This window comes from Cupriavidus agavae, assembly GCF_004217045.1.
GTDB lineage: Bacteria > Pseudomonadota > Gammaproteobacteria > Burkholderiales > Burkholderiaceae > Cupriavidus > Cupriavidus agavae.
This window is the reverse complement of the sequence record NZ_SGXM01000001.1, coordinates 1,690,570-1,712,722: the sequence shown is the minus strand read 5'-3', so window position 1 is coordinate 1,712,722 and position 22,153 is coordinate 1,690,570. Positions and strand designations below refer to the sequence as shown.

General features: G+C 61.5%; 18 protein-coding genes. 10 read left to right on the top strand and 8 right to left on the bottom strand.

Annotated features, from left to right (window positions below; genetic code table 11):
• Positions 1 to 64 precede the first annotated feature (64 nt).
• Both EV147_RS07710 and rraA read left to right on the top strand, forming a co-directional pair.
• Positions 65 to 1,000: a tripartite tricarboxylate transporter substrate binding protein gene (locus EV147_RS07710; RefSeq protein ID WP_235844628.1), complete on the top strand. Its 936-nt coding sequence runs from the start codon at positions 65 to 67 to the stop codon at positions 998 to 1,000.
• A 9-nt stretch (positions 1,001 to 1,009) separates the two neighbouring features.
• Entirely contained in the window at positions 1,010 to 1,519 is a 510-nt protein-coding gene (gene rraA, locus EV147_RS07705) for a ribonuclease E activity regulator RraA (RefSeq protein ID WP_130390503.1), read from the top strand.
• A 14-nt stretch (positions 1,520 to 1,533) separates the two neighbouring features.
• Here the strand turns inward: rraA and EV147_RS07700 are convergent, their stop codons facing one another.
• Positions 1,534 to 2,466 (bottom strand): LysR substrate-binding domain-containing protein, encoded by a 933-nt coding sequence (locus tag EV147_RS07700; RefSeq protein ID WP_130391227.1) that lies wholly within the window; start codon positions 2,464 to 2,466, stop codon positions 1,534 to 1,536.
• A 151-nt stretch (positions 2,467 to 2,617) separates the two neighbouring features.
• On the opposite strand from EV147_RS07700, the gene EV147_RS07695 reads away from it, so the two are divergent.
• The 6 genes from EV147_RS07695 to EV147_RS07670 all read left to right on the top strand — a co-directional run bounded on the left by EV147_RS07695 (position 2,618) and on the right by EV147_RS07670 (position 12,571).
• Complete coding sequence (locus EV147_RS07695; protein ID WP_130390502.1) at positions 2,618 to 6,214, top strand: indolepyruvate ferredoxin oxidoreductase family protein; 3,597 nt, start codon at positions 2,618 to 2,620, stop codon at positions 6,212 to 6,214.
• A 96-nt stretch (positions 6,215 to 6,310) separates the two neighbouring features.
• Positions 6,311 to 6,607 carry a hypothetical protein gene (locus EV147_RS07690; RefSeq protein WP_130390501.1) on the top strand — a complete coding sequence of 99 codons (297 nt, stop codon included), beginning with the start codon at positions 6,311 to 6,313 and terminating at the stop codon, positions 6,605 to 6,607.
• 29 nt (positions 6,608 to 6,636) lie between these two features.
• Positions 6,637 to 7,560: a hydroxymethylglutaryl-CoA lyase gene (locus EV147_RS07685; RefSeq protein WP_130390500.1), complete on the top strand. Its 924-nt coding sequence runs from the start codon at positions 6,637 to 6,639 to the stop codon at positions 7,558 to 7,560.
• Between the two features lie 132 nt (positions 7,561 to 7,692).
• Positions 7,693 to 8,874 carry an isovaleryl-CoA dehydrogenase gene (locus tag EV147_RS07680; RefSeq protein ID WP_130390499.1) on the top strand — a complete coding sequence of 394 codons (1,182 nt, stop codon included), beginning with the start codon at positions 7,693 to 7,695 and terminating at the stop codon, positions 8,872 to 8,874.
• Positions 8,875 to 8,889: 15 nt separating this feature from the next.
• Complete coding sequence (locus EV147_RS07675) at positions 8,890 to 10,497, top strand: carboxyl transferase domain-containing protein (RefSeq protein ID WP_130390498.1); 1,608 nt, start codon at positions 8,890 to 8,892, stop codon at positions 10,495 to 10,497.
• 10 nt (positions 10,498 to 10,507) lie between these two features.
• On the top strand, positions 10,508 to 12,571 hold the full coding sequence (locus EV147_RS07670; RefSeq protein ID WP_130390497.1) for an acetyl/propionyl/methylcrotonyl-CoA carboxylase subunit alpha: 2,064 nt from the start codon (positions 10,508 to 10,510) through the stop codon (positions 12,569 to 12,571).
• 242 nt (positions 12,572 to 12,813) lie between these two features.
• On the opposite strand, the gene EV147_RS07665 is transcribed toward EV147_RS07670, so the two are convergent.
• A complete protein-coding gene (locus EV147_RS07665) occupies positions 12,814 to 13,569 on the bottom strand; it encodes an SDR family NAD(P)-dependent oxidoreductase (RefSeq protein WP_130390496.1) in 756 nt (251 codons plus the stop codon).
• A 142-nt stretch (positions 13,570 to 13,711) separates the two neighbouring features.
• Here EV147_RS07665 and EV147_RS07660 point away from each other — a divergent pair, with 142 nt between their 5' ends.
• Positions 13,712 to 14,614 (top strand): AraC family transcriptional regulator, encoded by a 903-nt coding sequence (locus tag EV147_RS07660; RefSeq protein WP_130390495.1) that lies wholly within the window; start codon positions 13,712 to 13,714, stop codon positions 14,612 to 14,614.
• A gap of 71 nt (positions 14,615 to 14,685) precedes the next feature.
• Here the strand turns inward: EV147_RS07660 and EV147_RS07655 are convergent, their stop codons facing one another.
• From EV147_RS07655 to EV147_RS07630, 6 genes are all read right to left on the bottom strand, one after another.
• Positions 14,686 to 15,375, bottom strand: coding sequence for a TetR/AcrR family transcriptional regulator C-terminal domain-containing protein (locus EV147_RS07655; protein WP_235844627.1), 690 nt, complete (start codon positions 15,373 to 15,375; stop codon positions 14,686 to 14,688).
• Positions 15,376 to 15,587: 212 nt separating this feature from the next.
• Positions 15,588 to 16,763 (bottom strand): porin, encoded by a 1,176-nt coding sequence (locus EV147_RS07650; protein ID WP_130390493.1) that lies wholly within the window; start codon positions 16,761 to 16,763, stop codon positions 15,588 to 15,590.
• 418 nt (positions 16,764 to 17,181) lie between these two features.
• Entirely contained in the window at positions 17,182 to 17,586 is a 405-nt protein-coding gene (locus EV147_RS07645) for a RidA family protein (RefSeq protein ID WP_130390492.1), read from the bottom strand.
• The gene (locus tag EV147_RS07640; RefSeq protein WP_235844626.1) at positions 17,586 to 19,061 is read right to left on the bottom strand and encodes an aldehyde dehydrogenase family protein; all 1,476 of its coding nucleotides are present in this window, start codon (positions 19,059 to 19,061) and stop codon (positions 17,586 to 17,588) included. The genes EV147_RS07645 and EV147_RS07640 overlap by 1 nt, the downstream gene beginning before the upstream one ends.
• A complete protein-coding gene (locus tag EV147_RS07635; protein ID WP_130390491.1) occupies positions 19,061 to 20,596 on the bottom strand; it encodes an FAD-dependent monooxygenase in 1,536 nt (511 codons plus the stop codon). The genes EV147_RS07640 and EV147_RS07635 overlap by 1 nt, the downstream gene beginning before the upstream one ends.
• Positions 20,597 to 20,701: 105 nt before the next feature.
• Positions 20,702 to 21,490, bottom strand: coding sequence for an aldolase (locus tag EV147_RS07630; protein ID WP_130391225.1), 789 nt, complete (start codon positions 21,488 to 21,490; stop codon positions 20,702 to 20,704).
• A gap of 435 nt (positions 21,491 to 21,925) precedes the next feature.
• Here EV147_RS07630 and EV147_RS07625 point away from each other — a divergent pair, with 435 nt between their 5' ends.
• Positions 21,926 to 22,141: a hypothetical protein gene (locus EV147_RS07625; RefSeq protein ID WP_130390490.1), complete on the top strand. Its 216-nt coding sequence runs from the start codon at positions 21,926 to 21,928 to the stop codon at positions 22,139 to 22,141.
• Positions 22,142 to 22,153 lie beyond the last annotated feature (12 nt).

The window sequence follows — 22,153 nt, the reverse complement described above, 5'->3', positions numbered from 1 at the left end:
ACAATAGACGGAGACAGGAATGCCCACCCCACTTCGGAAGCAAGTGCGTCATGCATTTGCCGTAATGACGTCGCTCGTATTGGTTTCCGCGAGTATCTCTCCGGCCCAGGCACAGACACCCATTCGCCTGATCGTGCCGACGCAGGCCGGTTCGCAAGCCGATGCCGTAGCGCGCGCGATGAGCCAGTCGCTGTCCAAGAACCTGGGCCACTCCGTGGTGGTGGAAAACCTGCCCGGTGCGGGCGGCGTGCCGGGCACCCAACAGCTTGTGCGTGCCCCGAAGGACGGCACGACGCTCGGCCTGATCTCATCGAATCACGTCATCAACCCGTTCATCTACAAGAACATGCCGTACGACGCGTTGAAGGACATTACGCCCATCACCGTCATTGGCACGCTGCCGCTGGTGCTGGTTGTCAACCCGTCAGTCCGCGCGAACAACACGAAGGAACTCGTAGCGTTGCTGAAGTCCAAGCCGGGCGAGTTCAACTACGGCTCGTCGGGCAATGGCACCGTGCTCCATCTCGCAGGTCAGTTGTTCGCCAGCGAGGCGAAAGTCGAAGTCAGCCACGTCCCCTACAAGGGCGCGGGCAATTACACCACCGATCTGGTCGGCGGTCAGGTCCAGCTCGGCTTCCTCACCTTGCAGACGGTGTTGCCTCTCGTCAAGGCCGGCAAGCTCAAGGCTATTGCGGTGTCAACGACGCAGCGCGTGCCCGGCCTCCCCGATGTGCCGACACTCGCGGAATCGGGGCTTCCGCAATACAACTTCGATGCGTGGCTTGCCATCGTCGGCCCCGCTGGCATGCAGGCGCAAAACGTTGCGCAGCTTCAGTCGAAGATCAAGGCAACCTTGCAGGACAAGGACGTGCAGGAGCAACTTGTGCAGCAAGGCGTCATTGTGTCGACCGCTGCGTCGGAGAGCGCCGGTGCGTTCATGAAGACCGAACTCGACAAGCATGCCAGGATCGTCAAGCAGGCCGGCGCGACGTTGAACTGAGCATGGGACATGACCATGGCAACAGATAGCGCCGACAGATTCTCTACCAGCGATCTCGCCGATAGCCGGCCGGATGATGTCGAAGGTTACGCATCCCCGTTCCAGTCATATGGAGGACGCAGCGCGTTCCACGGCCCAATTGCGACGGTCACCTGCTTCGAGGATGCTGGCCCCACTCGGGACTACCTGTCGGAGCCAGGACACGGACGCGTGCTGGTAGCCGACGCAGGCGGCTCGCGGCGCGTCGCGGTACTGGGCGACAGGATGGCGCGGTTGGGAGTCGGCAACGGCTGGGCCGGTGTGATCGTCAACGGCAATGTGCGCGACTGCGTCACGCTGGCTACGCTCGATATTGGTGTGCTGGCCCTCGGCGCAGTGCCCGTGCGGGGTGGTCTGCACGGACAAGGCGAACGGGATGCTGATGTTGTCATCGCCGGCATTTCCTTTCGCGCCGGGGGATATGTCTATGTCGATGCAGACGGACTGTTGCTCAGTCACGCGGCATTGCACGAGCAATAGCGCGTGATATTCGACTAGCGGCTGCACGCGTAGATCAGGAAGTCCCGCAACGCGGTAGCGGGCACGGACAGTTCCGTGTCCTTGCGCCAGATGACCCCCACTTCCATATCCGGTGCCGGCGTGGCGAGCGGCCTCGCTTCGATTTCCTTGCCTTCAAGCGACCACGGCCGGAAGACCATGTCAGAGAGCACGGTCACGCCGAATCCGTGGGCGACCAGTCCGCGCAGCGCTTCCATCGAAGTCGTTCGGAACCCCACGTTCGGCGCGATCCGTTTGCTCTGCCAGTAGCGCATCGTCGAAGCCTCGCCCTCGTCGACCGTGAGAAGGATGTAGGGATACTCGGCAATCTGCCTGAGCGTAGGGGGCGGCCCTTGCAGTAGCGGGTGACCCGGCGCCGCCCAAAGCTGACGACGCGAGCGGATCAGCGGACGGTGTCCGAACCTGGTGGGCTCCTCGACGTTCGAGAGCAGCACGATTCCTAGTTCTATGTCTCCGCGCAGCACCTGTTCCTCGACGGAGAGACGATCAAGATCGTGCAGATCCAGTTCCACGTTGGGATAGTTGTTTCGGAAACGCGCGAGCAGGCCGGGCAGGAAATAACCAAGAACGGTATAGGTGGCGGCGATGCTGACACTGCCCTCCAGTGCATCCAGGCGAATGCGAGGCTGCCGCAGCGCATCTTCCACCGATTCGAGAATGCGCGTGACGTGCTGGTACAGGTGGTTGCCTTCTGCGGTCAGTGCAACGCCATGTGGGAAGCGGTCGAACAGGCGGACGCCAAGCAGTTGTTCCAGCGCCAGGACTGCGTTGGTGATGGCGGACTGTGAAACGTGTTCTTCGGTAGCGGCCATTGAAAACTGGCCCGTCGCCGCCGCAGCGCGAAAGTAGCGCATCTGCCGCAGCGTGATCTCTTTTGCGGCGGGAAACGCGCTCTCGATGCCTTGCATCTTCCTACGGCTGGCCTTCGGTTGGGGTGCGCTCATGGGTATCCGAAAAACAAATAGCAGGTGTCTGAATTCGTGATTTTACGATCGCTGGATGGATCCATACACTGGGGCAAACCTATAGAGAAGGGCGTATCGCCCTGGAGACTACGCCGTGAATAGTCCGCTTACCCCACAATCCCAACAAGCATTTGCCGATGCGCTTGCGTCGACCACCATTGACGACAAGTACACGTTGTCGAAGGGGCGCGTGTACATGAGCGGCACGCAAGCACTGGTGCGCCTGCCGCTGCTGCAGAAGGCGCGCGATGCGGCGGCCGGACTCAACACCGCAGGGTTCGTATCCGGCTACCGGGGCTCACCGCTCGGTGCACTGGACATGGCGCTGTGGAAGGCGAAAAAGCATCTCGCCGCCAGCGACGTGGTCTTCCAGGCCGGCGTCAACGAGGATCTGGCTGCCACGGCGGTGTGGGGCACGCAGCAGATCAATCTCTTTCCAAAAGCAAACCGGGACGGCGTGTTTGCCATGTGGTACGGCAAGGGTCCCGGCGTTGACCGTTCGATGGATGTGCTCAAGCACGGCAATGCAGCGGGTTCGGCGCAGCATGGCGGTGTGCTGGTTCTGGCCGGTGACGACCATGCGGCGAAGTCCTCGTCGGTCGCGCATCAATCCGAGCATGTGCTGCTGTCGGCGGGCATTCCGGTGCTGTATCCGTCGAACGTGCAGGAGTATCTCGACTACGGCCTGCACGGCTGGGCGATGAGCCGCTACTCCGGCCTTTGGGTCGCGATGAAGTGCGTGACCGATGTGGTCGAATCCACCTCGTCGGTCGAGATCGACCCGGATCGCGTGCAGGTACAGATCCCCACCGATTTCCAGGTGCCGGCCGAAGGGTTGAACATCCGGTGGCCCGATTCGCCCCTCGCGCAGGAAGCCCGGCTGCTCGACCACAAGCTATATGCCGCATTGGCCTACATCCGTGCCAACAAGCTCAACCGCATCGTGCTCGATTCGGACAAGCCGCGTTTCGGCATCATGGCTGCCGGCAAGGCCTATCTCGACGTGCGGCAGGCACTGCGCGATCTGGGTCTGGACGATGACACCTGCAAGGGGCTCGGCATCCGGCTGTTCAAGGTCGGATGCGTGTGGCCGCTCGATGCGCAGGACGCTCGCGAGTTCGCGACGGGGCTCGAAGAGATCCTCGTCGTGGAAGAGAAGCGGCAGATTCTCGAGTACGCACTCAAGGAAGAGCTTTACAACTGGCGCGAGGACGTGCGGCCAAAGGTGTTCGGAAAGTTTGACGAGCGTGGCAACCAGGGCGGTGAATGGTCGGTGCCGCAGGGGCAGTATCTGCTGCCTGCGCACTACGAGTTGTCGCCAGCACTGATCGCCAAGGCCATCGCCAGGCGGCTGGACACATTCGATCTACCTGCTGACGTGCGCAGCCGCATCGCTGCCCGTGTGGCGTTGATCGAAGCGAAGGAGCGCGAAGCCGCCAAGCCGCGCCTTTCCGTGGAGCGCAAGCCGTGGTTCTGTTCGGGTTGCCCGCACAACACGTCGACCCGCGTGCCCGAGGGCTCGCGTGCGCTCGCTGGTATCGGCTGCCACTACATGGCGATGTGGATGGATCGCAATACCGATACGTTCAGTCAGATGGGCGGCGAGGGGGTGGCGTGGATCGGCCAGACGCCGTTCACCGACGAGAAGCATGTCTTCGTGAATCTTGGCGACGGCACGTATTTCCACTCGGGCCTGCTCGCAATTCGTGCGTCCGTCGCGGCGAAGGTGAACATCACCTACAAGATCCTGTTCAACGACGCCGTTGCCATGACGGGCGGGCAGCCCGTGGACGGCGTGTTGACCGTGCCGCAGATCACGCATCAGGTGAAGGCCGAAGGCGTGCGCGAGATCGTAATCGTCACCGACGAGCCAGAGAAGTACGCGAAGACCGATGCGCTGGCTGCGGGCGTGACCGTGCATCATCGCGATGAACTCGATGCCGTGCAGAAGCGGCTGCGTGAAGTGGAAGGCGCGACGATCCTGATCTACGACCAGACCTGCGCCACGGAGAAGCGGCGCCGTCGCAAGCAGGGCAAGTATCCCGATCCCGCACGTCGGGCCTTCATCAACGACGCTGTGTGCGAAGGCTGCGGCGACTGCTCGGTCAAGTCGAACTGCCTGTCCGTGGAGCCGCTGGCGACGCCGCTGGGCACGAAGCGCGTCATCAACCAGTCGTCGTGCAACAAGGACTTTTCATGCGTCAACGGTTTCTGCCCGAGCTTTGTCACGGCAGAAGGCGCACAGGTGCGCAAGCCGGCAGCCCAAGGCGGGAAGGGCGGTACCGGACTTGAGGCCACACTACCGCTGCCGTACTTCGCACCGCTTGAAAGCCACTACGGCATCCTTGTCACAGGGATCGGTGGCACTGGCGTGGTCACGATAGGCGGGCTGCTGGGCATGGCGGCGCACCTCGAACGAAAGGGCGTCACGGTGCTTGACATGGCTGGCCTGGCGCAGAAGGGCGGTGCAGTGCTGAGCCATGTCCAACTGGCGCCGTCGCCTGAAGCACTGCACGCCACGCGCATTGCCACCGGCGAAGCGCGGCTCGTCATCGGTTGCGATGCCATCGTGTCGGCTTCCGCCGAGGTACTTTCCAAGGTCCAGAACGGTCGCACGGCTGCCGCGATCAACAGCGCGCAGACGCCTACCGCCGAGTTCCTGGCGAACCCCAAGTGGTCGTTCCCCGACACGTCCGCGGAAAACGACATCCGCGCCAGCGTGGGCGAGGCGTGCCAGTTCCTCGACGCGAACGCGTGGGCGTTGAAGCTGCTCGGCGATGCGATCTATTCGAACCCGCTGCTGCTTGGCTATGCATGGCAGCGTGGCTGGGTGCCGCTGTCGCTGGAAAGCCTGACGCGAGCCATCGAACTGAACGGGGTCTCCGTCGACCGCAACAAGCAGGCCTTCACATGGGGCCGCGCGCTGGCGCACCTTGGCGAAGATGCGGTGCAGGCGATGCTGGGCAAGAACACCACTGGTCAGGAGGTGGTCGCCATGCCGGAAACGCTCGACAGCACGATCCGCCACCGTGCAACAATGTTGACCGACTATCAGAACGCTGCCTATGCGAAGCGGTACACCGACGCCGTTGCCAGGGTGCGCGCGGTTGAAGATGCCATCGGCAGCCCCTCCAAAAGGCCTCTGACCGAAGCGGTGGCGAAGCATCTCGCCAAGTTGATGGCCTACAAGGACGAGTACGAAGTGGCGCGGCTTCACGCCGATCCGGCCTTCCTCGACAAACTGCGTGCGCAGTTCGAGGGCGAGCCCGGCCGTGACTATCAGCTCAACTTCTGGCTGGCGCCGCCGAGCCTCACGGGACGGGAACCGGGCACGCCGAAGAAGCGCCGCTTCGGTCCGCACATGATGACGGTGTTCAAAGTGCTGGCAAAACTCAAGGGCCTGCGCGGCACGGCGTTCGACCCATTCGGCCGAACGGAAGAGCGCCGCGTGGAACGCGCGTTGGTGGCGGAGTATTTCGCACTGGTTGAAGAGTTTACGCGCACCCTGACTGCGGAGCGACTGAGCGTGGCGATCGATCTCGCCAGCCTTCCCGACGATATCCGGGGCTACGGGCATGTGAAGGAGGCGTCGATCGCGCGTGTGGCCACAAAGCGCGCCGAACTGATGGCGGCCTATCGGACTGGTGGGCTATCCGAGCCGGCAGACGCCATGGCCGCCGGTGTGGCGTAAGACATCAGCATGGATACCACGCAGCTTCTCCACCTGATACGAGCCTCTGCTGGACGACTCCGGCGTGAAACGCGGTCAGCCAACGGGAACACGGACATGCTGGAGCACGCATTGGGTTCTCTGCTGGTGAACGCATTGCTTACACGATCGGCCACCGACGTGGCTGTCGTTCTCGGCAGTGCGGCCGAGTTGCAGTGGTATCCGGACGACGCGCTGCTCAACTGGGCCAAGGAGGTACTGGGACAGGACAACCTCCACTGTCGCGGCGTGTACTGGGCAGTGCGGCACCGATGCAGCCGGACGGGAAAGCCGGCAAACAGATTTGGGGCTCCGGCCTGCCGCGAACGCCATGACGGCAGCGTTTGCCCGCATCAGGTCCCGGTAGCAGCATGAAGCGTTCTTGGTGAGGAACAGGAGTGAGCATGGAACATTTTGATGGCGGCATCCCCCGGACGGTGAAGATCGTTGAAGTGGGTCCCCGAGATGGCTTGCAGAACGAGAAAGCGCTCGTACCCACCAACGTGAAGATCGCGTTGATCGAACGACTGGCCAATGCCGGCCTGGCGACGATCGAAGCGACCGCCTTCGTCTCGCCAAAGTGGGTGCCGCAGATGGCTGACAACGCCGATGTGTTGCAAGGCATCGTTCGAAAGCCCGACGTCCGCTATGCGGCGCTTACACCAAACATGAAAGGCTATGAGGCAGCCCGCGATGGCGGCGCCGATGAGGTAGCCATCTTCGCTGCGGCCTCCGAGGCCTTCTCGCAGAAGAACATCAATTGTTCGATCGCCGAGAGTCTCGCGCGCTTTGAACCGGTGCTGGCCGCCGCGCATGCGGATGGCGTGCCGGTGCGAGGGTATGTGTCGTGCGTGGTGGGCTGCCCGTATGACGGCGATGTACCCACCGAGAAAGTTGCCAGCGTGGCCAGTGCCCTGATCGAGATGGGATGCTACGAAGTGTCCTTAGGCGACACCATCGGCGTGGGAACGCCGGTGAAGGTGCAGCGCATGTTGCAGCAGGTGGCCAGGCGTGTGCCGATGGGAAAACTGGCCGGCCACTTCCATGACACGTATGGCATGGCGATCGCCAATATCCACGCTTCGCTTCAACTCGGGATGGCGACTTTCGATTCGTCAGTGGCAGGACTCGGCGGCTGTCCCTATGCGCAAGGTGCTTCCGGCAATGTCGCCACGGAGGACGTGATCTACCTGCTCGACGCGCTCGGTGTGGAAACGGGTGTCGATATGGCTCCGCTGCTTGCCGCCAGTCAGTTCATTTCTTCGTACCTTGGCCGACCAGCAGCGTCGAAGGTGGCCCGCGCGCTGCAATCGAGTACACGGGGTTGAAGATGGTATGCGTTCGTCGGATACCAGAAGTCTGAATTGATGATTTTGCAATAACGCCTACCCCTCATAGACTCGATACAACGTCATCCGCATATCCATACTGGATGCGAAATAAAACTGGAGACCCCCACCATGTATGAACTTCCTGGCCTGAGATTCGACCTTGGCGAAGACATCGAGATGCTGCGCGAATCGGTGCGCAACTGGGCCCAGGCCGAACTGGCGCCGCGCGCCGGCGAGATCGACCGCACCGACCAGTTTCCGATGGACGCCTGGAAGAAGATGGGCGACCTTGGCGTGCTCGGCATCACCGTGGCTGAAGAATACGGCGGCGCCAACATGGGCTACCTCGCGCACATGATCGCGATGGAGGAGATCAGCCGCGCATCGGCATCGGTCGGACTGTCTTATGGGGCACATTCGAACCTGTGCGTGAACCAGATCCACCGCAACGGCACCGACGCCCAGAAAGCGAAGTACCTGCCGAAGCTGGTGTCGGGCGAGTGGATCGGTGCGCTGGCCATGAGCGAGCCGAACGCCGGGTCGGACGTGGTCAGCATGAAGCTGCGCGCGGACTTCAAGGGCGACCGCTACGTGCTGAACGGCACCAAGATGTGGATCACCAACGGTCCTGACTGCGACGTGCTGGTGGTCTACGCCAAGACAGAGCCGGACCTCGGCGCGCGCGGCATGACCGCGTTCATCGTCGAGAAGGGCATGAAGGGGTTCTCGGTGGCGCAGAAGCTGGACAAGCTCGGCATGCGCGGCTCGCACACCGGTGAACTGGTGTTCCAGGACGTGGAAGTGCCCGTCGAGAACATCCTCGGCGCGGAAAACAGCGGCGCCAAGGTGCTGATGAGCGGGCTGGACTACGAGCGCGCCGTGCTGTCGGGCGGCCCGGTCGGCATCATGCAGGCCTGCATGGACGTGGTCACGCCGTACATCCACGACCGCAAGCAGTTTGGCCAGAGCATCGGCGAATTCCAGCTCATTCAGGGCAAGGTCGCCGATATGTACACCACGCTGCAGGCCGCGCGCAGCTACCTGTACACGGTGGGCAAGAACCTCGATTCGCTGGACACCGATCATGTGCGCCAGGTGCGCAAGGACTGCGCGGCAGTGATCCTGTACACCGCCGAGAAGGCCACGTGGATGGCCGGCGAATCGGTGCAGATCCTGGGCGGCAACGGCTATATCAACGAGTATCCGGTGGGCCGGTTGTGGCGTGACGCCAAGCTGTACGAGATCGGCGCGGGCACTTCGGAAATCCGCCGCATGCTGATCGGCCGCGAATTGTTCGCGGAAACGATGTAAGCGGGGACAGCAGCCATGCCAAGAATCGAGACCAAACTCAACGCACGCTCGGAGGCCTTCAAGGCGAATGCCGAGACCATGCAGTTGCTTGTGCGCGACCTTGAAAAGAAGGTCGCCAAACTGGCCGAAGGCGGTGGAGAGGCCGCACGCGACAAGCACCTGTCGCGCGGCAAGCTGCTGCCGCGTGATCGCGTGCAGCAGTTACTTGACCCCGGTACGCCGTTCCTCGAACTGTCGCAACTGGCGGCTTACGACATGTACGACAATGCCGCGCCCGGCGCCGGCATCATCACCGGCATCGGCCGCGTGGCAGGGCAGGAATGCGTGATCGTCTGCAACGACGCCACGGTCAAGGGCGGCACGTACTACCCGATGACGGTCAAGAAACATATCCGCGCGCAGGAGATCGCCGAGCAGAACAACCTGCCGTGCATCTACCTCGTGGATTCGGGTGGCGCGAACCTGCCGAACCAGGACGATGTGTTTCCCGATCGCGATCACTTCGGCCGCATCTTCTTCAACCAGGCGAATCTCTCCGCGCAGGGCATTCCGCAGATCGCCGTGGTGATGGGTTCGTGCACGGCGGGCGGTGCGTATGTGCCCGCGATGAGCGACGAGTCGATCATCGTCAAGAACCAGGGCACGATCTTCCTGGGTGGTCCGCCGCTGGTGAAGGCGGCTACCGGTGAAGAAGTCAGCGCGGAAGATCTCGGTGGCGCCGACGTGCACACACGCCTGTCGGGCGTGGCCGACTACTTCGCGCAGAACGATCATCACGCGCTCTCCCTCGCACGCAATATCGTGCAGCACCTGAACCGTCGCAAGCCCGACCAGATTCGTTTGCACGAACCGCAAGAGCCGCTGTATCCGGTAGAAGAACTGTATGGCGTGATTCCCACCGATACGCGCAAGCCGTACGACGTGCGCGAGGTCATCGCACGCATCGTCGATGGTTCCGAGTTCGACGAGTTCAAGGCGCGCTACGGCACCACGCTGGTCTGCGGCTTCGCGCGCATCTGGGGCTACCCCGTGGGCATCATCGCGAACAACGGCATCCTGTTCTCGGAGTCGGCGCTGAAGGGTGCGCACTTCATCGAACTGTGCTGCCAACGCAAGATTCCGCTGGTGTTCCTGCAGAACATCACGGGTTTCATGGTGGGCCGCAAGTACGAGAACGAAGGCATTGCGCGCAACGGCGCAAAGATGGTCACCGCTGTGGCGACGGCGCAGGTGCCGAAGTTCACGGTCATCATCGGCGGGTCGTTCGGCGCAGGCAACTACGGCATGTGTGGCCGCGCGTATTCGCCGCGTTTCCTGTGGATGTGGCCGAACGCGCGGATTTCGGTGATGGGTGGCGAGCAGGCCGCGAGTGTGCTCGCGACGGTGCGCCGCGATGGTATCGAGGCCAAGGGTGGGAAGTGGAGCGCTGACGAGGAAGAAGCGTTCAAGTCCCCGATCCGCGAGCAGTATGAACACCAGGGTCATCCGTATTTTGCGAGCGCGCGGCTCTGGGACGATGGCGTCATCGATCCCGCGCAGACGCGCACCGTGCTGGGCCTGGGATTGTCAGCGAGCCTCAATGCGCCGATTGGCGACATGAAGTTCGGCGTCTTCCGCATGTAAAGGAACAATCATGTTCAACAAGATCCTGATCGCCAACCGTGGCGAGATTGCCTGCCGCGTAGCGGCGACTTGCCGCCGCCTTGGCATTCGCACGGTGGCCGTGTATTCGGACGCAGACGCCGACGCACGGCATGTGGCGTTTTGCGACGAGGCCGTGCATATCGGCGGCCCGGCCGCACGCGACAGCTATCTGCGCGCGGACCACATCATCGAGATGGCGAAGGAAACCGGCGCCCAGGCCATTCACCCGGGCTACGGCTTTCTTTCGGAGAACGAGGACTTTGCCCGTGCCTGCGCGGAAGCGGGACTCGTCTTCATCGGCCCGCCGGCCGAGGCCATCCACGCGATGGGCAGCAAGAGTGCGGCCAAGCAGTTGATGGAGAAGGCTGCGGTGCCGCTGGTGCCCGGCTATCACGGCGAGGATCAGGATGCGGCACTGCTGCGGCGCGAGGCCGATCGCATCGGCTATCCGGTGCTGCTCAAGGCCAGTGCCGGAGGCGGCGGCAAGGGCATGCGCGTGGTGGAGGCGGGCGAGGGCTTCGAGGCCGCGCTGGCCTCGGTCAAGCGCGAGGCACTTGCCAGCTTCGGCGACGACAAGGTGCTCGTCGAGAAATACCTGACACGTCCGCGCCATATCGAGATCCAGGTCTTTGCCGATACGCTTGGCAACTGCGTCTACCTGTTCGAGCGCGACTGTTCGGTGCAGCGTCGCCATCAGAAAGTCCTGGAAGAAGCGCCCGCGCCGGGCATGACGGAAGAGCGTCGCCGCGCCATGGGCGAGGCCGCCGTGGCCGCGGCACGTGCCGTCGGCTATGTGGGTGCGGGCACGGTCGAGTTCATCGCCAATCAGGACGGCTCGTTCTACTTCATGGAGATGAACACGCGCCTGCAGGTGGAGCATCCGGTTACCGAGATGATCACGGGCCAGGATCTCGTGGAGTGGCAGTTGCGCGTCGCCTCGGGCGAGCCGCTGCCGCTGACGCAGGAGCAACTGAAGATCGACGGCCACGCGCTGGAAGCGCGGATCTACGCCGAAAACCCGGAGAAGGGTTTCCTGCCCTCTACCGGTACGCTGCGCTTCCTGCGCACGCCGCCGGCGGTGCAGTTCATGCGCGGCGGAGACTTTCACGGCCCTGCGGGCATCCGTATCGACGCCGGGGTGCGGGAGGGCGACACCATCAGCCCGTTCTATGACCCGATGATCGCCAAGCTGATCGTCTGGGGCCGTGATCGCGATGAAGCATTGCATCGCATGAGCCAGGCGCTCGCGCACTATCACGTCGTGGGGTTGTCGACGAACGTGGCGTTCTTGCAGCGGCTGCTGAAGTCCGAAGCGTTCCGCACGGCCGATCTGGATACGGGCCTGATCGAGCGCAACCAGACCGTGCTGTTCCCGCCGCAGAAATCGGTGGGCATCGAGGCCATCGCGCTGGCTGTGGCGGCGCTGCTGGAACGCGAGGCGCGCGAGCGCCGCATCGACGAAGCCGACCGTCATTCGCCGTGGACACACGCCAGCGGCTGGCGCCTCAACGGCTGCGATGCGCGCGCGCTGAACTTCCAGAGTGCCGGGCACAAGCTCGAAGTGGTGCTTAAAGGCGATACCCGCGACACGCGCCGCAGCACGCTGATCTGCGCGGACCAGGCCGCGCCGTTCGCCTACACATTCAACGCCGACGACATCCGCGTGGACCTGGGCACGCGCCGTACCCACGGGCAAGTACATCAAGACGGGGATACGGCGCACGTCTTCCAAGGCGGCGAGCACACGACGCTGGAATGGCTCGACCCGCTATCGCATGCCGGGGAAGACGAAGACGAAGGCGGCAAGCTGACCGCGCCAATGCCTGGCAAGGTCATTGCCGTCATGGTCGAACCAGGCAGCCAGGTCACGCGGGGCATGCCGCTATTGGTGATGGAGGCGATGAAGATGGAGCACACCATCACTGCCCCGAACGACGGGAGGGTCGGCGAGATTCTCTATGGCAGCGGCGAGCAGGTCGCGGAAGGTGCCCAACTGTTATCGCTTTTGGTGGAGGCGGCTGCCGCGTCAGCGTCTGCGGAAGCAGTCGCGTAGAGACTTCGCAGCCAATCCTGTTCAAAGGCTAGGTATCAGGCACGCGTTCATTTTGTGACCATTCTCCGGATACGGAAGCATCCGAAGGTGTCGGCATTGCCGACTTCGCCAGTGTGGTTGTAGAAGATTGCGCGGATGGCCGCCCCCGGGGCACTGGAAGCCAACAGGGTGTGACTATGGCGCCCAGACGCCGGTGGCTGGTGACGCTCACCAACCGGCGTCGACCTTACGAGCCGCCATCTTCAGATGCACTGTCCCCCAGACACTTCGATCCGTTGCGCATTAACCCATCGGTTGTCGTCTGAAAGCAGGCGGGCGATCATGGCGCCGATATCGTCGGGCACGCCGACGCGTCCCAGTGCGGTCATGGTGGCGAAGGACTGGTTGAGTTCGGCGTTGTCCCGCACCGCGCCGCCACCGAAATCGGTTTCGATGGCGCCCGGGGCGACGGTGTTGACACGGATTCCGCGCGAGCCCAGTTCCTTGGCCATGTAGACGGACAGCACTTCGATCGCGCCCTTCACTGCGGCATAGGCGCCGTATCCAGGATAGCTAATGCGGGTTAGCCCCGATGAAAGGTTGACGATGCTACCGCCGTCCGTGATGAGTGGAGCCAGTGCCTGCGTCAGGAAAAACACTCCCTTGAAGTGGACGTCCACCAGCCGGTCAAACTGTGCTTCGGTGGTCTCTCCGATCATCGCGTAGTCGCCATGGCCGGCGTTGTTGACGAGACTATCGAAGGTCGGCCGTCCCCAGTGCTGTTGCAGGGCATGGCGCAGTTGCTCGGCGAAAGCACCAAAAACGCCGACGCTTCCGGCGTCGAGCCGAAATGCCACTGCTTTGCGGCCCATGGCCTCGATCTCCTCCACTACGGCCTTGGCTTCCTCCTCGCGGCTCTGGTAAGTGATGACAACATCCCCGCCTTGACGGGCGATGCTCAATGCAGTGTTGCGGCCCAGGCCGCGGCTTGCGCCGGTAACAAGGGTGATGCGGGTCATGATTGGCTACTTTCTTCGGGGTGGATTGACGGGAATCAGTATCGAATGGCGCGGCGCTGGCGAGTTGTCTGAAGCTCCGTGTTTCTTGCCTGATCCTGCAAATTCGATGCGTAGGCGCACGGCACGGTGTAATCTTCCGGGCATGGAATCCAGACTGCTTTCCGCCGCCAAGCGCCATGTCGATGCCCTCGCCTCCGGAGTAATGGCGAAGCCCATTCCAGGCCTCACCATCGTGCATGCCGCATCGCCAAGCCCGCTTCTCTACTCGATATCACGGCCCATGATCTGCATGGTGCAACAGGGTGGCAAGCGGGTGACAATGGGCACCGAGGATTTCGATTTCGCCGCCGGCGAATCGCTGCTGATTACGGCGGACGTGCCTACCGTCAGTCAGATCACGAAGGCGAGCATTGCCGCACCCTACCTGTCGGTTTGCATGGAGCTCGATGCAGGGCTCGTTGCCGCGCTGAGCGAGGAAATCGGTGTGGTAGGGGAGGTCGACGAAAAGCCTGTGCGCGTGGACCCGGCGGACGCCGAAGTTGCCGATGCGCTGCTGCGGCTGGTCCGGTTGCTCGACCGTCCGATGGCGGCGGAGATCTTGCAGGGCTCATTGGTGCGCGAATTGCATTATTGGCTGTTGATGGGCCGCCATGGCTCGGCACTGCGCAAGCTAGCCAAAGCGAACGGAAATGCCCAACGGGTGGCTCGCGCCGTGGCAATGATTCGCGCTGAATTCGACAAGCCCCTTACGGTCGAGCGCCTCGCCGCAGTGGCGGGTATGAGCCAGAGCGCCTTCCACCAGCACTTCCTGACGGTGACCTCTTTGACACCGCTGCAGTTCCAGAAGCATCTTCGGCTCGTGGAGGCTCGACGGCTGATGCAAGCCGAAGGCGCCACTGCGAGCCGCGCAGCGTTTGCCGTCGGCTATGAAAGCGTGCCGCAATTCACGCGCGAATATGGCCGCATGTTCGGCCAGTCGCCGGCGCGCGACGCGCGTTTCGGCCGCAAAACGGAGTGTGAAAGTAGCGCGTCCGCTGCAAGGTAGCTTATCAGGCTATCGCGGCTTTGCTAACTGAGGACGTTGCCGCCCCTACGGCCAATGCCTCCAGAATGCCGTTACGCTTTAGCCTTGTGCGGAGCCTTCGCTTTGGAAGCTATCGTGCGACTCCTGGATGGCTTCGATTTCGCGTGTTGGGCCACATGATCGATCTGGGTGCTGATGCCGGCAAGCAAAGTGTCGAGACCAACAGCAAATCGCCCATCGAAGTCTTCGGAAAAAATTGCGTGACGTGCGGCCCAGTTCTGCGGGTACTTTAATTTCGCCAATTCAAAGAAGGCTGTCTTGCGAGTGTCCAGGTCAGGTACTCCTTCAGGGCCAAGTGCCTGTTCTTCGGTCACGAACCCCAAGACGTAGTAGGCAATACTAAAACTGAGCGTCGCAGCCCGACCGGAGGGGAAGCCTGCCTTGACAAGCGCATCGATCATGTTTTCGCTGATGCGCAGCATGTTGTCCGTGACAACGTAGGTACCGGCAAACACGCGGGCACCGTCGCGACGCTTCAGCAACGCTTGGCGCAACTCCCCAGCAATCTGGCGCATGCGGTTATCCCAGGGCTGGTTGTCATCAGCAACAGTGACGGCGACAGATTCCACGAGGGCATCGGCCATGCCGTCTAGCAATGCGCTTTTGCTCTCAAAATGCCAATACAGCGAAGGGGCTTGAATCTGCAGCGCCTGGGCAAGCTTGCGCATGGTCAGCCCCTCCAGGCCTTCCTCCTCCAACAGCGTCAATGCTGCGTCAATCACTTGATTTCGCTGAATTCTCGGGGCTTTCATCGGTGCAGGTTTTAGTGGAAGCTCTTAAAAACTAACGTCGTTAGTGTAGCATTTCGCGCATCACGACCATTGTTTGAGAACGTGTTCCGCTAACCGCCGCCATTGGCATGCCGCCGCAAGCCGTCCGATTCGTTTGCCAGCGGTTGGCAGACGTGAGGTAGGATGGCTTGCGCTCGGGTACGTCAGAATCTGTGCCGCACGCCAATTGACACACCCATCATCGACGAGTTGCCGTTGCCACGCGCATAGCTGTTACCCAGCGCAAGGCTAACCGCATTTGCAATCAACGCCGAGTCGAGCCCCAACCCTGCATGCTTGGCATAGGCGACCGACAGGTACACGTCCGTTCGCTTCGAGAAGTTGTAATCGGCAATCAGGTTCACCTGCCAGGGATTCGCAACGCTCGTGTTGCCGAATACGTTGCGAACCTTGTCATAGTCGTACTCGAGCATCAGACTAAACGCCGGCGTTACCTGATAGATGCCACCGAACCAGAAGAAATCATCGCGTCCGATCGTGGCTCCCGATGGCATCTTGTTTTGCCCCCATCGATAGCCGCCCATCACGCGTCCCCACGGGAAACTGTAACTGACGGCCGCCGTGGCTTTCTTGAAACTGCCACTGCTCGTGCTACTTGTCGTGCCAATGGAGGGATTGAACTGGTCGTACGCGATCGCTGCCCACAGCGAACCACCGGTATAGGACAGCGATGCGCCATAGGCGCTGTCTCTTCGCGCCTGGCTTGGCACTTCGCCATTCCCGCCGATCGCCAGGCCGGACTCCACGGTCTGCGGCAGCGCCAAGCCGGTGCCGAAGGAATAGTGCGCCACACCCGTGAAATTCGTCACGTTCAAGGTGTACTTGAGCGTGTTGTCCTCACGGAAGTTTGAACCGGTAAAAAGCGTGATTGGTTCGTATTGCGTGGCAAAGTACGTCGGCACAAAGTTGACAATGCTGTCGAACAATGAGGTGTACTGACGTCCAAGGCTGATCTGGCCATAGGTCGCATGCTTTATCCCCACAAAGGCCTGCCGACCGAATAGTCGGCCCGACTGCTGCACCGTACCGGCATCGCCGTTAAATCCATTTTCGAGCACAAACACGGCTTGCATTTCTGCGCCGAGGTCTTCCACACCGCGGATACCCCAGCGAGACCCGGAAAAGCCGCCTGAGTTCGCGCGAACAACATCATGCCCAGGCCCAGGATTAAATCCATTGGCCGCTGTCGGCACCGCGCCCACGTGGTTCACATACTCGATGTTGGCATCGACCACGCCGTAAAGTGTAATGCTCGACTGTGCCAGTGCGGAACCCGAGCACGCGGCCAGGGCAACTGCTGCAAAACGATTCAATTTCACCACTGTCTCCTTTGTTGTCGTGATACATCTGGCTTGCAGTCAGCGTCAGCATCGTCTTCGGGACGAGCGCGGGTGCACGGCGCCAGAACTGAGGCCAGTTCGTCGGCGTTACCTTTTGGCGCGAACCGGTGAGACTAGATTCCGATCACCAGGAGGACGTACTCGGCCAAGATCCGCATACGCCGTTAGGTGAGGCCGAGGAAGAACGTTGGCAGGTTTGTGGTGTCTGCCGGCGTTGCGCGCGCCGGGTCCTTGGCGGTGAGTTAAGCTGCCGGAGGTCAAGGTTGTTGATCAAGCGTCGACCTGTGACGACCCGGCGCACTTGCCGTTGTGGTTGAACCGCTCTCGCGGCTGGGGCCGACCTGGACCCACGCCATCCCGGTGCGAATCCATTGCGACGCCGGCTTTCGTTACACGATCAGGTTGTCGCGACGACTTGCACTTCAACGAGAAAGCCGGGGGCAAACAGCGACTGAACGCCGACGACGGTACTCGCGGGTGGAACGGACCCGGTGGGGCGGATCGCCGCAAGCGCGGCGACGAGTTGGCCTGCGTTATCGGGGGAATAGTTGACCAGGTAGATCACCTCGTTCACGATCTTCTCCCGCGACGAACCTGCGGCCTGAAGAACGACGTCGATATTGGCGTAAGCCCGGAACAATTGGTCGAGCATGGTTCCGTCGATGAGCACACCGTTCTCATCCCACGAAAGCTGCCCGGAGGCATAGATCAATCCTGCCGGTTCGACCACGATTGCATGGGAGATCACGCTCTCGAGTTTCGGAAGTCCCGGGGGATTGATGCAGCGCACATTGCCTTTCATCAGTTCAACTCCGTTTGTACTTCGTCAAGACGAACGTTAATGACTTGAATTTGCGTAAATTCCAGGAGACCATCGTTGCCAAGCTCCACGCCGAAACCGGACTGTTTTGCTCCCGCCTGAGGAATATTCGGCGCAAGGTCGAGATGCTGGTTGATCCAGACGCTGCCGCATACCAGTTGCTCGGCAACAGCACGTGCCCGGACCACATCGGAGGACCACACCGATGCACCAAGGCCATACTCGCTGGCATTTGCCCGCTGGATGGCGTCGTCCAGATCGGTATAGCGAATCAGCGGCAGCACGGGACCAAACTGCTCCTCGTCGACCAGGCGGGTCCCTTCCTCAATGTCGGCGACGATGGTGGGACGGATGAAGTAGCCGTCCCCATCATCGATTAGCCCGCCGCTGACAATTCTCCCTTTCGTCGCCGCCTCGGCCACGATGTGCTTGACTTTTTCGTACTGAGCGCGGTTCTGGAGAGGTCCCATGGTCGTCCGGCTGTCCAAGCCGTTACCGACCGTGACGCCAGCGGCAAGACCCGCGAGGGCGGTGCAAAGTTCGTCGTAGATGGATGCGTGGACGTACAGGCGCTTGATGGCAATGCACGCCTGGCCAGCATTGAAGAACGCGGCGCGGAATATGCCTTGGGCGATGTCAGCCGTTACGGCGTCATCCAGCACGATTGCCGGATCGTTTCCACCGAGCTCCAGCGTGACGCGCTTCAGCGTCTTCGCCGCATTTGCCATCACCGCGTATCCGGTGGTCGTCGACCCGGTAAACGACACCTTGGCGACATCCGGATGCGAAGTCAGAATTCCACCCAGGTCGTTTGCGTCCGTTATCACGTTGAGAACGCCGCCAGGAACCAGTTGCGCGACTAGCCGTGCAAACATCAACGTGGTGAGTGGCGTCGTCGCCGCCGGCTTCACGACTACGGTGTTGCCGGTCAGAAGCGCCCCGGGTACCTTGAAGGCCATCAGCAGCAGCGGAAAATTCCACGGTACGATGATTGCCACCACGCCCAGCGGGCGTCGATGCAGTTCGGCCCGTCGAATATCGCTGTGTTCCAGGGACGTCGTTGGCAACTCGGCCGCAGCGACATGCCGAAAGAACGTAGCGGTAGCCTGGACTTCCGCCATCGCGTCGGCAAGAGGTTTGCCCTGTTCCTGTGTGAGAAGACGGGCAAGTTGCTGCGCGTTCGTTTCAACCACATCGGCAATGTCGCGCAGGACGCTTCGCCGGTACGACAGATCGGTGCGCGACCACGTCGCAAACGCTGCCTTTGCACTTGCAATGGACTGGTCCACTTGAGCAGCCGATGCGCGCGGTGCGACGGCCAGGACTCCGCCTGTGGCGGGATTTACCACGTCCATCGAGTCCGCGCCCCGAACTAGGGTCCCGCCAATTAGCATCGTGTCAGGAAAGTCCACCGGGCCGTTGCCGGCTTCACCGCCAGGAGTCAGGAGGGTGGACATCAGAGTACCTCCGGCGCGGAGGCGGCGATTTTTGCGAACATGGCGTTGCCTGCTTTGGCCAATTCACCTTTCAATGTGGCTGTGTCAGTACTCTCGCTCGCCCACGCAAGATACCCGTCCGGGCGTACCAGCATGGCGGTGAGATTGGACCAGGCGGCAGGAGTATCGGCGCTTGATGGACCGCAATGCGCGGTTACATGCATCCCGGCATGACCACCGAGATCGCCGGCGCGAAGAGGGCTGGAGAACTCCGCATCCGTCCGCATATCGATCAGGGCATAGCGACCTGCGTGGAGCGTTTCAAAGGGGCGCCCACCGGGGCGTTGGAACGCCAGGTTCGGAACACGCTGGCCGACCAGAGGGTGAGCCGATGGATCGGCGGATGGGTATGCCACCGCCAAGCCAGTCAGCCGCTTGACGAGGCTCATCTCGAGCTCCGGATTGTCTAGGATCAGCTTCTGCAGCAAGGACCGAAGATCTCGACATTCATTCGTGAATACGCTCATCAGCAACGTCTGCGCCTGCGTGTGTTCAAGAAGAGCTTCACCGACCGGATGCCGTTCCGTGTGGTAGCTGTCGAGCAACCCTTGTGGTGCCCAGCCGTTAATGGTTGCGGCAAGTTTCCATCCAAGATTCATGGCGTCCTGAATCCCAACATTGAGTCCGACGCCACCAGCAGGGAAATGCTGGTGAGCGGCATCGCCAGCCAGTAGAACGCGTCCTTTTCGGTATGTCGCCGCCTGCCGGGCCGTATTGCTATAGCGAGCAAGCCACGCAGGGCTGTGCATTCCGTAGTCAGTCCCCATGATCGCGATGGTCTTCTCCCGCAACTCCTCGAGTGTAAAATCGCCGGGATGCTTGGATTGGACGTCATCGGGCGAAATTCCGGCAAGCCTGTGAAGCTTGTCAGTCAGTTTGACGACCGCCATCGTGCCGTCGGACGTCCACTTGTTGAAAGCAACGTCGGTAGGCGGCGAGTCCAGAATGACGTCACCCAACCAGCCGTACACGGTGGGGTCCGTTCCGGGGAAGGCAATGCCGGCGCAATTGCGTACCGTGCTTCGCACGCCATCGCAACCAACCAGGTATTGGGCTTCCACCTGATATGACCCCGTAGGACCCTGCACCGCTACCGTGACCGCGGAGTCGTTTTCCGTGAATGACTCGACCCGATGCCCACGACGGATCTCGGCGCCGAGTTCGCGTGCACGCTGTTGCAGCAACTCGGTGGTTCTGGCTTGAAGAATGGCCAGTGTGAAGGGGTAGGTAGATTCAAGTGGACTAAAGTTGAGTCGATAGTCCAAAAGTGCGAAGTGGCCGGCCGGGATCGCAACGCCTTCTTGAAGAAACGTTGTCTCCATGCCTCGGGACGCAAAGGTCTCGATAGTGCGTGGGTGTACGGTCAAGGCGCGCGACTGCGGATCAATCGATTCGCTTTGATCCAGCAGAAGAGTCGAGACGCCAGCAAGTTGCAACTCACCGGCGAGCCAGCATCCAACTGGGCCGGCGCCGGAAATGACAGCCTGATATTTCATGTGCATCCTTTCATTGTTCAATGATGGGTCGGGACACTGGACGTCCTCGTACCCAGGGTCTTTCATGCGGACATCGGTTTCATGGTTGCGAGGGGGATGCGGTCGTCACAAACTTTTGCTCACGTGACGATGCTGAGCGCCGTTGCGGAGTGCTCGTCGCGCGAACATCGCAAAACTCGACTGGACGATGTCGGGACGAAGCAGAAAGTCATGAGACTCTTGCGCTAGCTCGGGATCCAGCTCCGCAATCGGCCTCCCCGTCGACTCCGCCAGTAGTTGTAGTTGGGCAGCGTTCTCGATGAGCATCGACAGGTAAGCCGATTCCTCGATAGAGCCAGTCGCGCAAAGGAACCCGTGGTGCGCAAGCAGCACGCTGCGTTTCCAACCGAGCGCTGCGGCGATGATTGCGCCTTCGCTATCAGCGATCGGCAGTCCGGCCCATTCGGACAGGAAGCCACAGTCGTTGAAGAACGGAGTCGCATCCATGTGGGCAACGCGCAGGGGACGCCCGGTCATCGACAACGCAGATACGTAAGGCGGATGCGTGTGGATGATGCAATTGACGTCCGGACGCTGGCGATATATCCATAGATGAAAGCGGATGGCCGGATTGGCAGCGCCACTGCCCTGGATAACGTTGATCGAATCGTCGATACGGATGATCTGGTCTGTGCCGACCTCGTCGAAGCCGACGGCCAACGGAGTGGTCAGGAACGATCCGTCGGAACGCCTTACCGTAATCTGTCCCGCGAGCGTGCGAGAGTGGCCTTCAAGCGCCAGCATCCGACATGCGAGCGCAGTCTTCTCTTCTTCCGTCCAATTGCCGAGTTGAAGGCCGCCTGCCAGCCGCCTGAGCGCTTCGTCCGTCAAGCTCTTACGGTCCTCATTTGTCATTCGTTCCACTTGTTGTCTCCCCGTCTCGGGTTCATCAATCGCTTGTCTTGCCCAGACCTTCACCGCATCACCGGGCGATCCGGATATCTTCACCCTAACGCTGTTAGTTTGGTTGAGCGAATGATACACTAACAGTGTTAGGTTTCAAGGACGATGGGCCCACGGAGTACCCGATCAACCGGAATTCCGGATGATTGGCGGCATTCACCGTGGGAGCGGGCGGCAAAAAAAACGCCGCTCGGACGACGTCTTTTGTTGGGCTTCTGACTGGAGAGACGATTGAGGATCGATACGACGGACTTCCCCCGGGTATGGTGGAGTGCCGAACATGCAGGCTCATGGGAGTCTGATCTCGACCAACTTCTACAGCGGGAAGGTCGATTCGTCTTGCTAACGAGGGATCCCGGCGGAGGCAGGGACGGCAAGCCAATCGATATGAAGCCCCTGGTTCTCTGGTTAAAGAAGAATCGTTCACTGCTGGTGCAGCATTGCGCAGGAAGTGTGGCGGTGGTCTCCAACAGGGCCGCGGCAGTCACGCTTCAACCGTTGCTCGTGCCCCTCGGCAAAGTCTTTGGCGTGCCGATGCGGGCTGTCACGCAGGACCAACTGGATGCCGAAATTGACCAGCTTCTGGCATTCAACTGGCCTTGACCCATGCGGAGG

Coding starts and splice junctions, on each gene's coding strand:
- EV147_RS07710 (WP_235844628.1), top strand. CDS start 65: ATGACGTCGCTCGTATTGGTTTCCGCGAGTATCTCTCCGGCCCAGGCA.
- rraA (WP_130390503.1), top strand. CDS start 1,010: ATGACCATGGCAACAGATAGCGCCGACAGATTCTCTACCAGCGATCTC.
- EV147_RS07700 (WP_130391227.1), bottom strand. CDS start 2,466: ATGCAAGGCATCGAGAGCGCGTTTCCCGCCGCAAAAGAGATCACGCTG.
- EV147_RS07690 (WP_130390501.1), top strand. CDS start 6,311: ATGCTGGAGCACGCATTGGGTTCTCTGCTGGTGAACGCATTGCTTACA.
- EV147_RS07685 (WP_130390500.1), top strand. CDS start 6,637: ATGGAACATTTTGATGGCGGCATCCCCCGGACGGTGAAGATCGTTGAA.
- EV147_RS07680 (WP_130390499.1), top strand. CDS start 7,693: ATGTATGAACTTCCTGGCCTGAGATTCGACCTTGGCGAAGACATCGAG.
- EV147_RS07675 (WP_130390498.1), top strand. CDS start 8,890: ATGCCAAGAATCGAGACCAAACTCAACGCACGCTCGGAGGCCTTCAAG.
- EV147_RS07670 (WP_130390497.1), top strand. CDS start 10,508: ATGTTCAACAAGATCCTGATCGCCAACCGTGGCGAGATTGCCTGCCGC.
- EV147_RS07665 (WP_130390496.1), bottom strand. CDS start 13,569: ATGACCCGCATCACCCTTGTTACCGGCGCAAGCCGCGGCCTGGGCCGC.
- EV147_RS07660 (WP_130390495.1), top strand. CDS start 13,712: ATGGAATCCAGACTGCTTTCCGCCGCCAAGCGCCATGTCGATGCCCTC.
- EV147_RS07645 (WP_130390492.1), bottom strand. CDS start 17,586: ATGAAAGGCAATGTGCGCTGCATCAATCCCCCGGGACTTCCGAAACTC.
- EV147_RS07640 (WP_235844626.1), bottom strand. CDS start 19,061: ATGTCCACCCTCCTGACTCCTGGCGGTGAAGCCGGCAACGGCCCGGTG.
- EV147_RS07635 (WP_130390491.1), bottom strand. CDS start 20,596: ATGAAATATCAGGCTGTCATTTCCGGCGCCGGCCCAGTTGGATGCTGG.
- EV147_RS07630 (WP_130391225.1), bottom strand. CDS start 21,490: ATGACAAATGAGGACCGTAAGAGCTTGACGGACGAAGCGCTCAGGCGG.
- EV147_RS07625 (WP_130390490.1), top strand. CDS start 21,926: ATGAAGCCCCTGGTTCTCTGGTTAAAGAAGAATCGTTCACTGCTGGTG.